The following is a 12,250-nucleotide window of genomic DNA, read 5'->3' as shown; positions in this document are numbered from 1 at the left end:
TCCGGCCCGGTGACGCCGCGGTGACGGCGGCCGGCGCAACGTGTGCGCCGCTGGAGGTGCCGATGGGCGTAGACGCGGGGACCAACGGTGACCCTGAGCGCGGCGCGGTGCTGCTGATCAGGGTCTGGGCCGGGCCCGACCCGGACTCGTTCCGCGCCCGGCTGCTGCGCCTGGACGAGGGTGGGGCGGCCGGCGTGCCCTACGCGGCCACCGCCAACCCCGACGAGGTGAGCCGCCTGGTGCGCGGCTGGCTCGACGAATTCCTCGGCCGGTCTAGTCCCCCTTCGGGATGATGGCCAGTCGGATCATGGCCAAGCGTGTTGACCTGCGGCTTTTCACCGCGTTACCTCGGTGGCCTCCGCCGCGTTCGTGAGGGGGTGCCGATGTGACCCCAGACCGCCTCCACCTGCTGGACGGCTTCCGCCTGCTCCACGACGGCGAACCCGTCCCGGTTCCCCGCGGCCTGCAGCGGATCGTCGCCATCGTCGGCCTGCACCCCGGCGCGACCCGTGGCCACCTGGCCGGCTCCCTATGGCCGGAGACCTCGGAGGAGCGGGCGCTGTCCTGCCTGCGTACGGCCATCTGGCGGCTGCGCCGCTCCCGCTGCTGCCCCATCCTGGCCGCCGGCGACACGGTCCGGCTCGACCCGGTGGTGACGGTCGACGTCGACGAGCTGATCCGCTCGGTCTCCGAGGTGCGCGCCGGCGCCGACCCCCGCTGCGCCCGCGAGGTCCTCGCCGCCGGCGGCTACGACCTGCTTCCCGGCTGGTACGAGGACTGGGTGCTGCTCGATCGCGAGCGCCTGCGCCAGCTGCGCCTGCACGCCCTGGAGGAGCTGGCCCGGGCCCACCTGCGAGCGGCCGAGCACGGCGACGCGTTGCAGGCGGCCCTCGAGGCGATGCGCGCCGAGCCGCTGCGCGAGTCGCCGCACCGCCTGATCGTCGAGATCCACCTGGCCGAGGGGAACGCGTACGAGGCCCTGCATGCCTTCTACGTCTACCGCGATCTCCTGCGCCAGGACCTGGCCGTCGAGCCGTCCCCGACGATGTGCACCCTGGTCGCCGACATCCTCGGCCCGATCACCGCCCGCTGGTCGACCGTTTAGCCGTCGACTTGGCCCTCGACGTGCAGCGTGGGCCGGTAGACCAGCTCCTGGATGTTGCCGTCGAGCGTCCGGCTCTCGAGCAGCTCGAGGTCGAAGTCCTCGGCGCCGCGGAAGATCGGGTCCGAGCCGGTCTTGCCGGTGATCACCGGAAAGAGCGTCACCTGGACGCGGTCGACCAGCCCCGCCGCCATCAACGCCCGGTTCATCGACAGGCTGCCGTGCGAGCGCAACGGCACGTCCGAGTCCTCCTTGAGCCGCGCGACGACGTCGACGGCGTCGCCCTTGACGAGGGTCGCGTCCGGCCAGTCGAGTTTCCCTTCCAGCGTGTTCGACACCACCGTCGCCGGCAGGTTCCGCAGCTTGGTCACCCAAGCGTCGTGCACGGTCTCCTCCTCGCCGGAGGCCAGCATCTGCGCGAAGGCCCGGTAGGTGTTGGCCCCGAGCACCAGCCGCTGCGCGTCGCTGTAGACGGCGAGGCGGTGCTCGAGCAGCTCGGGGCCTTGCTTGCCCCAGTACCCACCCCACCCGCTGACGGCCGTGCCGAACCCGTCAAGGCTGGTGAAGAAGTCGAACGTGTAGGTAGCGGTCATCATGCTCTCCTCGAGTTCGTTTCCATCGTGTGCGAACAGACAGACCGGCAACGGACCCGAGATTAATCGGTACGCCCGCGCCCGCCCGATCCTGGGGCCGTTGCGGTCAGTGAGAAATCCGGCCAAATGGACGGCGGGCGATACGTCGAGCCTCCATCCAGAAGCGGATAGTGACGTCGCGCTGTCAGTCAAGATCTATTCTTGGGGATTGCCGCGACAATTGGGCCGTTGCGTGGCGATTATAAGTTTGGTGCCCGGCCGCGTTCTTGACAGCGAATTTTTGATCGCGTACTGCCGGTCTCGCCCATTGACGGCGAGGTAGACGATATCGGCGTGACCAATGGCTTGCCGACATTCGGCCTGATGGTGACGGCCGTCGGCGGACCCGTCTGCGGTATCACGGGGGTTCAACGCCATTTCGGAGTCATGTGAATTGTCTGGGAGAAGGTGTTGGCAATCAGCGCTCCATCGACGTCGCGCCGCAAGGAGGCCCGGCCTACGGCTCGCCGAGGCCGCTTCGGCGTTCTGGGCGACGCCAAACTCGCCGGCCTGGTCGGGCTGGTCGGCCTGATCCTTGCGCTCATCGGCGTGATCATCGCCTTCCTGTCCTGGCGCGGCGACGAAAGGGATCGGGCGGCCAAGGCGAACCCGGAACCTCGCAACTCAGCCGCTGTCGATTTGCCGGCAGCCCCGATCAGCCCGCCGGCCTCGGGCGTTTCGGCGAGCGCCGCACCCACCCATGGACCGGCTGCGGTTCTGTCCTATCGGCTCGCGGCGAGTCCTGTCGATGCTCGCACCGTTACGGTCACGACGACTCCGACCGGACTTCCCGCGCCCGGGATGACCTACTGGTTCATGGTCGAGGTGAACTGGGGTGACGGGAACATCGACTACTACCCGCGCCGCCGCCTGGATGATCAGGCATCTACCTTCGACGTCACGATTCCGGTTGACGCCAGTACCGACTTTGCCAGAACCGGCCGCGTGTACGCGCTCAACGAAGAACAATCGAATGCGGCGGACGTACGCCTGGCCCGGCAAGGTGCCGGGCCAAGTGACAACGATTTCTTTGCCGACCGAACCGGCCAGGCGGTTTCCAACGGTGTGCGCCTGCCGTTCTGATCCGTCAGGAGGCGGACAGGACGTCGACGATGAATCGGAGTGTGCCGGCCGGCTGGCCGCCGGTGGGATTGGTGCCGTAGGCCAGGTCGGCGGGGATGTCGAGTTGAACTCGGCTGCCGACCTTGACGCCGATCAGGCCCTGGTCCCAGCCCTTGATGACGTTGCCGGCGCCGACCTGGAAGCTGAACGCCTCCGAGCGGCTCCAGGACGAGTCGAACTCCTTGCCGTCGGCGTAGGTGACGCCCACGTAGTTCACGTTGATCGTCTGACCGGATTGGACCGCCGCGCCCGTGCCCTGGATGAGGGTCGTCGTCTTGAGCTCGGTGACGGTGCCCTTGCCGGCGGTTGCGGCCGGCTTCTTGCTCAAGGCGGGGTCGGCGCCCGGGGGCACGGGAGGGAACGCCGCACTCGACGCGGCCGGGCCGGGACTGGAGCCGGCATCCGCGGTCGCGCTCGCGGCGGTGGGGCCCGGCTGCGACGACGTGTTACCGATCCACAGGATCAGCCCGCCGACGAGAGCCAGCACGACCGCCGCGGCGCCGAGGATGCTCAACCTCTGGCGGCGCTTCTCCATCGCCCGGGCGCGTGCCTTGGCGACCTTGGCTTCGGCCCGCTTCTCGGCCTTCGTCTTGAGCGGCGGACCGCCGGGGCTCTTGCTCGGCTGGCCGCCGGCGGTCTTGCTCGGCGGGCCGCCGGGAGTCTTGAGCGGCTGGCCGCCGGCGGTCTTGCTCGGCGGGCCGGCTGCGGCGCGCTTGGTGGCCGCGCGGCCGCGGCTCGTTGCGGAATCGGGCACCGTCCGACAATACGGCACCGGGCGAGCCATCGAGGTAGACGTGCCCGCCATCGAGGTAGACGTGCCTCGCGGCCGTCCGCGAGTACGTTCATCGGGAGTGACCGGCCGGGATGTCACGAGCGGCCGGGCCGCTCGGTCATGGAGGCGGAAGCGTCGCGCAGCCGGGAGGAATCGAAATGACCAGTTTTGAGGCTGATATCCGTCCGTTGTTCCGGGAGAAGGATCGGAACGCCATGCTCCGGCACTTCGACCTGTGGTCGGCCGATGATGTGCGGCGGAACGCGGAGCGAATCTACGGCGCGCTCGATCGGGGGGTCATGCCGTGTGACGGCGCCTGGACGGCGGCGGACAAGGACCTGCTCCGGCGGTGGATCGACGAGGGCGCGCAGCCGTGAGTGACGGTGGTGGCAGCGGCGCGGGAAACGGCGACGACGGCGGTACCGTTGCGGGCATGAGTGAAACCGAGACCGCCATCCTGGCCGGCGGTTGCTTCTGGGGTATGCAGCAGCTCATCCGCCGGCGGCCCGGCGTGATCAGCACGCGGGTGGGTTACACGGGCGGCGACGTGCCGAACGCGACCTACTACAACCACGGCACGCACGCCGAGGCCATCGAGATCGTCTTCGACCCGGCGGTCACGTCGTACCGGGAAATTCTGGAGTTCTTCTTCCAGATCCACGACCCGACCACGCTGAACCGGCAGGGCAACGACATCGGGCTCAGCTACCGTTCGGCGATCTTCTACACCAGCGACGAGCAGAAGCGGGTCGCCGAGGACACGATCGCCGACGTGGAGGCCTCCGGTCTCTGGCCGGGCAAGGTCGTCACCGCGGTCGAGCCGGCCGGCCCGTTCTGGGAGGCCGAGGTCGAGCACCAGGACTACCTGGAGCGCATCCCCGACGGGTACACCTGCCACTTCCCGCGCGCGGGCTGGGTCCTGCCGAGGCGGAACGCCACACCTGCGTGAAAGGGTGCGTCACCGCCGGGAGACGTACAAGATGAGAGCGTGACAATCCGGCTGGGCTATCAGATCCCGAACTTCACCTATCCCGGCGTCGCGCCGGAGGACCTCTTCCCCACCGTGGTCGCGCAGGCGCGGGAGGCCGAGGCCGCCGGCTTCGACACCGTGCTGGTGATGGACCACTTCTATCAGCTGCCGGGCATCGGCTCCCCCGACCAGCCGATGCTCGAGTCCTACACGACGCTGGGCGCGCTCGCGTCCGCCACCGAGACGATCCAGCTGTCCGCGCTCGTCACCGGCAACACTTACCGGAACCCGGCCCTGACCGCGAAGGTCGTGACCACCCTCGACGTGGTCTCGCGGGGCCGGGCGATCCTCGGGATCGGGGCCGGCTGGTTCGAGCGCGAGCATCACGACTACGGCTTCGAGTTCGGCTCGTTCGGCGAGCGGTTCGAGCGGCTCGAGGAGGCGCTCACGATCATCGCGCCGATGCTGCGCGGCGAGCCGGCGACGTTCGAGGGCAAGTGGTACACCGCGCACGGTGCCATGAACAATCCGCGCGTACGCCCCAAGGTGCCGATCATGCTCGGCGGTGGCGGGGAGAAGAAGACGTTCCGGCTGGCCGCCCGCTTCGCCGACCACATGAACATCATCTGCGACGTGGCCGACCTGCCGCAGAAGGTGTCCGCCCTGCGGCAGCGCTGCGAGGAGGCCGATCGCGACCCGGCGACGCTGCCGACCAGCTACCTGACCATGGGCCTGGTCGGCGAGACCGAGCAGGAGGTCAAGGAGATGGCCGAGCTGGTGCCGGCCGACCGCCGGAACCGGGTCTTCCTCGGCACGGTCGACCAGGTCGCCGAGCAGCTCCACGAGAAGGTGATCGGCGCCGGCATCGGTGGCATCACCATCAACCTGATCCGCAACGGCCACCGGCCCGGCATGGTGAGCCGGGTCGGGGCCGCTCTCAAACCACTGGTCAGCTAGCCCACGGACGGAACGCGTTGGCCTCGTCGGGGATCAGCCCGGCGAGGCCGGGGCAGTGCCGCTTGATCAGGCTGGTCATGGTGGTCGCCTCGACGTGGTCGATGCCGAACTGGGTGTAGATCTCGGGGCGGTAGTCGGCGGTCAGGAAGCGGTCGCTCTGCAGCCGGCGGGACGCCATCAGGATGAAGACGCGGAACGCGGTGTCGGAGAAGCCGAATCCCTCGGGTGGCGTCTCGGCGAACAGACCGACCATGGTGTCCACCTCGTCGACACTGCGGTAAAGGGTGCTCAGACGGCGTACGAGATCAGGATCTTGACTCAGGTCTTCGAAACGTTCGATGCGGGGCATGTGCAGCGCCGCGCGGAAGTCGTTGTAGCGCGGTACGCCCCGGCGGCGGGTGCGCACGATGTCGACCACCGACAGGTCGATCAGCTCGCCCTCGCGTTCCAGGTTGAGCAGGGTCTTCGGGTAGTTCCGCAGGGTGATCGCGCCGGGGTTGGCGACCGCGAACGAGTAGAGCACATTGGTCAGTCCAACCTCGCGCAGAACGTCGTCGGCCTGGTCGCCGAGCAGGTCGCGCAGGGCTTCGGTGCGTACGGTGTGACCGGTTGCGGGGTCTTGGAAGGTGTAGTCGTCGGGGACCAGCGGGTGCATGCGGTAGACGGTGACGAAGTCCTCGGTCAGCGAGTACGGCGTGCCGTGATGGTCTGGCACCGTCTTTGGTATGCCCTTCAGCGTGTGGACGTCGGTCAGCCAGACGCCGAAGCGGGTGAGCCAGTCGCTCGCCGGTACGCCGTTCCAGTTCACGTGCATCGCGCGGTCCAGAACCGGCGTGTTGAGGATCGCGGGCGTCCACTCGACCGTGTGGATCTTCGCGATGATCGCGGCCACGACCAGCCGGGCGGTCTGGTAGAGCCGCTCGTCGTCCCAGCCGGGATTGCGTTCCCGCAGCTGGTCGCAGACGAAGTTGTGCTCCCGCGCGAACAGCGTGTGCATGCTGCTGAGACCCAGCCACCAGGCCTCGTTGAAGCCGGTGATCTCGGATCCGTGCACGTCGACCGGCAGGTAGCCCTCCGGCGTGAGGCGGATCTTGGCGCCGTCCCGCAATGCTCTGGCCTTTGACGTGTTGGTCCCATAGACCTCGGAACCGTCCCACCAATGCGAGGCGACGTTGCCGTACAGGATCTCGACGCCGTCCGCGCCGATGCCCTTCGGGATGTTGCCGCCGATCCGCATCTCCGGCTCGAGCGGGCCGCCGGGAGTGTTCCGCCAGCCCGGCATGTCCGGCGGCAGCGGGACGCGCACATCGTCGACGCCGAGCGGGTGCCGGGCGTGCACCACCCAGTCGTGCACCTGGAACTGGATCCAGGCGGCGGCCAGGATGTTCAGCGAGGTCGCCGGGATGAACGACTCGCGGTGCAGCAGCTCCCGGCTGACGGCGATCGCGTTCGGCTCGTCGGCGAGGTCGGGCCGGTTGACGCCGGGCACGTTGCGGCCGAACGCGGCGCCGACGGCCCCCATCGGCGGATCCGACAAATCATTGAAAGATCCTTCGTGCGTACGGTATGAGCGTTTGTCCTCCGGGATCGGAGCGGGAGCCTTCCGTACGCGCGGAGGAGCCTCCCGGATCTCGGTGTCGATCAGGTTGTCCCGGCGGAGCACATCGCGCAGCGTGGCCAGGTTGAGCAGCGAGATCGTCTGCGGCAGCCGGTACCACGGCCGGAACCGGTTGATCGTGCCGAAGATCCCGCGCATGGCGGCGCCCGCGATCCGGTTGCGCAGCGGCAGCTCGGTCAGCCAGCGTTCCCGGTCGCGATGCGCGGCGCTCGCGTCGTACGCGGCCTTGCGCACCCGGTTGAGGTTCCCGAGCGGGCGGAACTCGTCGGTCGTGTTCCACGGATTGAGCCGCAGGGCCCGCGCGGCCTCGCTGTCCGCCGTCCCGGTCCGGATGGTCAGCACGGCGATCGGCTCGGGCGGCGCCGACGATGACCGCCAGTCGACGGCCGCGTCCTCGATCGGCGTCTCCCGGCTGTCGCGGAAGCGCTGCACGCACAGCTCGAAGCGCACGTCCCCGAGGGCGAGCCGGTGCTCCATCTCGTGTGTCAGGAAATCGGGGTCACCGGCCGGCGGCAGGCCCGCGTCCGGGGTGCCGGTCCACGGCCGCAGCAGATATTGCACCGCGGTCTCCGCGCCCCAGGTCACCGGCGTACGACTCCAATAGGTCTCGGTCGCGACGCTGGTGGCCTTGGTGCGGCCGGCGAGCACGTTGCGCACCATGCGGATCGTCTCGAACGGCCCGATCACGAAGACGAGCCTGACCAGTCCCAGGTAGCGACCGATGCCGCCGCCGGCCGTGGCCAGCGCGAACTCGGTGAACTGCCGGGCGTCCCGCGCGTGGGCCACGGGCGCGCTGGTCATCAGCAGGTCGTGCTGCTCGTCGGCCGACACGTGCACACGCAGGCCGGCGCCGCGCAGGTCGGGCTCGTGGTCGGAGAGGATGCGCCCCTCGGCGTTGCTGAACCGCACCGCCGTGCGATAGACCGCGCCCGGCTGCGCGAAGCCCACCCGCAGCTCGGGCGGCAGGTCGAGGAAGCGCAGCTCGGCGTCGTCGACGGCGAACGTGACCTTGGCCTGGAAGCCGGCCACGATCGGGCCGCCCTTGGCGTTCTTCGCCTGCGTCTGCATGATCTTCAGGGCCATCTGCTCGAAGATCTTGCGCTCGGCCTCCGGCGATCCGCCCAGATAGGCTTCCCGCCAGGGCGCTCTCGTCCCCGTGGTCATACCAGTACACCTCCGACATCGGCGTGAGCGCGTCCATCGAAGCGCATCCCCGCCAATCGGGGTGCAATGTGTCGGTTTGCCGATATGCCTGCCTTATTGAATGATGAGCAGTCCATTGGTGAGCGACGCCGCCGTGAGATGGCGATACCCGACCGAGTCGAAGGCGACCACCAGCTCATGGTCGTCCCGGCTGAGGATGGTGCCGGGGCCCCAGAGGCGGTGGACGACACGCTGGCCCGTGCCGTGCTTGCCGGCCGGCGCGGGTGTCGCGGCATGGTCGTCGTTGTCGCAGGACTTGCAGGGCGGGTCGTACTGCTCGCCGAAGTAGCCGAGCAGCTCGGCCCGGCGGCAGTGGGTCGTCTCGGCGTACCCCCGGGCCGCCTCGATCCGGGAGCGCAGGATGGCCTGCCGCCGGTTGCCCGCGGCGGTGACCTGCCGGAACGCATCGCCCATCGGGGCCGCGAGCACGGCGTCGTTGCCGTCCGGCCGCACCAGGCCCAGCTCCAGCAGCTCGTCCACGACCCGGCCGGCCGCGGCCCGGCCGACACCGCTCGCGTCGGCCAGCTCCCTCACGGTGATCCGCCCGGTCGCCGCCTCGATCGCGTCGACGACCGAGTGCACCGCCGCGTCGCCCATCTTCGACCGGGCCGCGAGCAGGCGCGGAATGCGTACGGTCCGGGGGTCGTAGACCAGCACCGCGGCGGCCGGCCCACCGTCCCGCCCGGCGCGGCCGATCTCCTGGTAGTACTCGTCGAGGCTGCCCGGCACGCCGGCATGCACCACGGTCCGCACGTCCGGCTTGTCGATGCCCATGCCGAAGGCGCTGGTCGCGACCACGACGTCGAGCTCGCCCGAGAAAAACGCGTCCTGGATCTCGCTGCGGCGGGCCGCGGGCAACCCGGCGTGGTACGGCTCGGCCTTGTACGCGTCGAGGCGCAGCCGCTTGGCCAGGCTCTCGCAGCGGGCGTGGCTCAGCGCGTACACCAGGGCCGGCCCGTCGTGCGCGAGCACCACCTCCACCGTACGGTCGTCGATCGCCTGGTCCTCTGGCAGGTCGTGGCGGGCCCGGCGCACGGCGAGCGAGATGTTGGGCCGGTCGAAGTCGGCCACGATGACCTGCGCGTCCCGCATCCGCAGCTGGCGGGTGATGTCGGCCTGCACCGGCGGCGCCGCGGTCGCGGTCAGCGCCAGCACCGGCGGCCGTCCCGCCGACTCGACCACGTCGGCCAGACGCAGGTACTCCGGCCGGAAGTCGTGCCCCCACTCGCTGACCAGGTGCGCCTCGTCCACCGCGACCAGCGTGATCGGCCGCGGGCTGCCGGCGATCGCGGCCATCGTCTCGGCGTTGGCCAGTTGCTCCGGCCCGAGCATCAGGAAGTCGACCCGGCCGCCGCCGAGCTCGCCGAGCGCGGACGCGCGGTCGGCGTGGTGCTGCGCCGAGTTGAGCATGACGGCCCGCACCTTGCCGTTGGAGGTCATCGCGCGCAGCTGGTCCCGCTGCAATGCGATCAGCGGCGAGACGACCACGGTCAGCCCGCCGAGCGCGAGCCCGCCGACCTGGTAGATCGCGGTCTTGCCACTCCCGGTGGGCAGCACGGCGAGCGTGTCACCGTGCTGGGTGAGCGCCGCGAGCGCCCGGCGCTGCGCCGGCCGCAGGGTGATGCCGAGAATGTCGGCCGCAATCGCATCCAGCTGATCCATCCCGCCGGATGCTACCCGCGCCGCCGCCCGTCCGGCCGTGTCCCGCGTCTCGTCCAGGAATCCCGGACGAGACCGAGGGGGTCGCGTCCGGGGAATGGCCTGGACACCTCGCCGGACAGGTGGCCTGGGGGCATGCGAATTGATGTCCTGGGCGACCTGCGCCTGACCGACGACTCCGGTCGCCGGCATGTCCTGCGGGGGCGGGCCGCCGAGCTGCTTCGACTGGTGGTCGCCGGGGTCAACCGGCCGGTTCCGTTGCACACCGTCGCGGACGAGTTGTGGGACGACCGGCCGCCGCGGTCGGCCACCGCCAACATTCACACGTACGCGTCGCAGGTGCGGGCCACGCTCGCCGGGCTTGCCCGGGGCGGTGAGCGGCGTCTGCTGCACACCGGCGGCGCATACGTCCTGACGCTGGGCCCGGGGGAGTGCGACCTGCTCTCCTTTCTCGACCTCTCGGGGCGGGCGACCGGCGGAGCCGAACAGGACGCCGCGCGCCTGCTCGGCGTCGCTGTGGCATGGGTCGCCGATCTCCGCGGGGATGCGGGAGCGGTCGGTGACGGCCGAGAGCATCGCCTGCCGCTTCGAGGAGTGCCGCCTTCGGGCGTACGCGGGCCTGGTCGACGCCCTCTGTGCCGGCGGCGATCCCGGCGCCGTGCTCGGCGACCTGCACCAGCTCGTGGCCGAGCACCCGCGCCGGGAAAGCGCGCACGCCCTGCTGATCCGAGCCCTCTACGAGACCGGCGACGCCGCGGCGGCGCTCGGGGCCTACCAGCGCCTGCGCCGCCTGCTCTCCGGCGAGCTCGGCGTCGAACCCAGCCTCCACCTGCGCCACCTGCACCAGGCCGTGCTGCAGGGACGCCGCGTCACCTTCACCTGGCTGCAGGACTGAACCGATCGGCCCGGGTGTGCCGCGGCGGCGGCACATCCGCTGGCCGGCCCGTTGCCCGATTATGCTGAAGTTTGTTAACAGATATTGACCGGCTACCCGGACATCTGGTTCAGTCGATGTCTATCGGACGGTCGGGGCATTGCTCCCATGACCGCCCACAATCCCCCATGTGCTGTGCGTCGTCCCCACGCACGGAAGGTGACCCATGCCCAGAAAACGCCTCATGGCGATCGTCGTCACCGTTGGCGTCGCGATCGCTGGAGCGGCCGCCGCCCTGTTCCCGATCACCGCGTCCGAGGCCGCCGCGGCCTGCGCGACGGCCTACAACAACAGCACCGTCTACACCGGCGGAGCGGTCGTCTCCTACAACAGCCACAACTGGACCGCCAAATGGTGGACGCAGTACGAGGCGCCCTCCACCGGCGGCTCCGGCGTCTGGGCCGACAACGGCACCTGCGGCGGCGGAGGTGGCGGTGGCGGAGGCGGCGGCACCTGCAACTACCCCAACTGGGTGGCCGGGCAGAACTACACCACCGGCGCCATCGTGCGGTACACCAACGGCCTCTACTACCAGGCAACCCACGACAACCCGGGGTACGACCCGACGATCTCGACCTGGTTCTGGTCGCCGTACTCCTGCACCGGTGGTGGCGGCGGCACCACGACCCCGCCGGGCGGATTCGTCGTCAGCGAAGGTCAGTTCAATTCAATGTTCCCGGGACGCAATGGGTTCTACACGTATCAGGGTCTGGTCACCGCGCTGTCCAAGTACCCGTCGTTCGCGACCACCGGCGGTGACACCGTCGCCAAGCAGGAGGCGGCCGCGTTCCTGGCCAACGTCGGTCACGAGACCGGAGGCCTGGTCTACATCGACGAGATCAACCAGGCGAACTGGCCGACCTACTGCGACTGGTCCCAGCCCTACGGCTGCCCGGCCGGCCAATCCGCGTACCACGGTCGCGGGCCCATCCAGCTGAGCTGGAACTTCAACTACTACGCGGCCGGCAATGCCCTCGGCGTCGACCTGCTCAACAACCCCAACCTGGTCTCCACCAACGCCGCCATCTCGTGGGAGACCGGCATCTGGTACTGGATGACCGGCACCGGCAACGCCGGCACCACCTCGCACAACGCGATGGTCAACGGCCAGGGCTTCGGCACCACGATCCGCGCCATCAACAGCATCGAGTGCAACGGCGGCAACACCGCCCAGATGCAGGACCGGGTCAACCTCTACACCCGCTTCGCCGGCATCCTCGGCGTCCCGACCGGGTCCAACCTGACCTGCTGACAACGACCAATCCGATCGAAGGGTACGAC

At 69.7% G+C, this 12,250-nt stretch carries 12 protein-coding genes; 8 read left to right on the top strand and 4 right to left on the bottom strand.

Going from position 1 to position 12,250, the window contains the following annotated elements; genetic code table 11:
• Window positions 1-62: 62 nt before the first annotated feature.
• Together A3CQ_RS0102565 and A3CQ_RS0102560 are read left to right on the top strand one after the other, a co-directional pair.
• Entirely contained in the window at window positions 63-293 is a 231-nt protein-coding gene (locus A3CQ_RS0102565) for a hypothetical protein (RefSeq protein WP_026205218.1), read from the top strand.
• Window positions 294-385: 92 nt separating this feature from the next.
• Window positions 386-1,105, top strand: coding sequence for an AfsR/SARP family transcriptional regulator (locus tag A3CQ_RS0102560; RefSeq protein ID WP_020509344.1), 720 nt, complete (start codon window positions 386-388; stop codon window positions 1,103-1,105).
• On the opposite strand, the gene A3CQ_RS0102555 is transcribed toward A3CQ_RS0102560, so the two are convergent.
• Complete coding sequence (locus A3CQ_RS0102555; RefSeq protein WP_026205217.1) at window positions 1,102-1,695, bottom strand: dihydrofolate reductase family protein; 594 nt, start codon at window positions 1,693-1,695, stop codon at window positions 1,102-1,104. The genes A3CQ_RS0102560 and A3CQ_RS0102555 overlap by 4 nt on opposite strands.
• Window positions 1,696-2,145: 450 nt before the next feature.
• On the opposite strand from A3CQ_RS0102555, the gene A3CQ_RS60425 reads away from it, so the two are divergent.
• Window positions 2,146-2,817 carry a hypothetical protein gene (locus tag A3CQ_RS60425; protein WP_157295205.1) on the top strand — a complete coding sequence of 224 codons (672 nt, stop codon included), beginning with the start codon at window positions 2,146-2,148 and terminating at the stop codon, window positions 2,815-2,817.
• 4 nt (window positions 2,818-2,821) lie between these two features.
• Here A3CQ_RS60425 and A3CQ_RS0102545 read toward each other — a convergent pair whose 3' ends face one another.
• A complete protein-coding gene (locus tag A3CQ_RS0102545) occupies window positions 2,822-3,610 on the bottom strand; it encodes an FKBP-type peptidyl-prolyl cis-trans isomerase (protein ID WP_020509341.1) in 789 nt (262 codons plus the stop codon).
• 176 nt (window positions 3,611-3,786) lie between these two features.
• Between A3CQ_RS0102545 and A3CQ_RS60420 the strand changes: the two genes are divergently transcribed.
• From A3CQ_RS60420 to A3CQ_RS0102530, 3 genes are read left to right on the top strand one after another with little or no spacing between them, the layout of a single operon-like run.
• The gene (locus A3CQ_RS60420; protein ID WP_040431255.1) at window positions 3,787-4,005 is read left to right on the top strand and encodes a hypothetical protein; all 219 of its coding nucleotides are present in this window, start codon (window positions 3,787-3,789) and stop codon (window positions 4,003-4,005) included.
• A gap of 56 nt (window positions 4,006-4,061) precedes the next feature.
• Entirely contained in the window at window positions 4,062-4,577 is a 516-nt protein-coding gene (msrA, locus tag A3CQ_RS0102535; protein ID WP_026205216.1) for a peptide-methionine (S)-S-oxide reductase MsrA, read from the top strand.
• A 39-nt stretch (window positions 4,578-4,616) separates the two neighbouring features.
• Window positions 4,617-5,555 (top strand): LLM class F420-dependent oxidoreductase, encoded by a 939-nt coding sequence (locus A3CQ_RS0102530; protein WP_020509338.1) that lies wholly within the window; start codon window positions 4,617-4,619, stop codon window positions 5,553-5,555.
• On the opposite strand, the gene A3CQ_RS0102525 is transcribed toward A3CQ_RS0102530, so the two are convergent.
• Both A3CQ_RS0102525 and A3CQ_RS0102520 read right to left on the bottom strand, forming a co-directional pair.
• Window positions 5,548-8,337 (bottom strand): peroxidase family protein, encoded by a 2,790-nt coding sequence (locus A3CQ_RS0102525; protein ID WP_020509337.1) that lies wholly within the window; start codon window positions 8,335-8,337, stop codon window positions 5,548-5,550. The two genes, A3CQ_RS0102530 and A3CQ_RS0102525, sit on opposite strands and share 8 nt — an antisense overlap.
• A 93-nt stretch (window positions 8,338-8,430) precedes the next feature.
• Entirely contained in the window at window positions 8,431-10,038 is a 1,608-nt protein-coding gene (locus A3CQ_RS0102520; protein WP_020509336.1) for a RecQ family ATP-dependent DNA helicase, read from the bottom strand.
• 511 nt (window positions 10,039-10,549) lie between these two features.
• On the opposite strand from A3CQ_RS0102520, the gene A3CQ_RS0102515 reads away from it, so the two are divergent.
• Window positions 10,550-10,930 (top strand): AfsR/SARP family transcriptional regulator, encoded by a 381-nt coding sequence (locus A3CQ_RS0102515; RefSeq protein WP_281171437.1) that lies wholly within the window; start codon window positions 10,550-10,552, stop codon window positions 10,928-10,930.
• Window positions 10,931-11,135: 205 nt separating this feature from the next.
• A complete protein-coding gene (locus A3CQ_RS0102510) occupies window positions 11,136-12,221 on the top strand; it encodes a glycoside hydrolase family 19 protein (RefSeq protein ID WP_040431252.1) in 1,086 nt (361 codons plus the stop codon).
• Window positions 12,222-12,250: the final 29 nt, after the last annotated feature.

It is taken from the genome of Paractinoplanes globisporus DSM 43857 (genome assembly GCF_000379645.1).
GTDB lineage: Bacteria > Actinomycetota > Actinomycetes > Mycobacteriales > Micromonosporaceae > Actinoplanes > Actinoplanes globisporus.
Note: the sequence above shows the minus strand (reverse complement) of the source record. Positions and strands in the feature narration are given on the sequence as shown.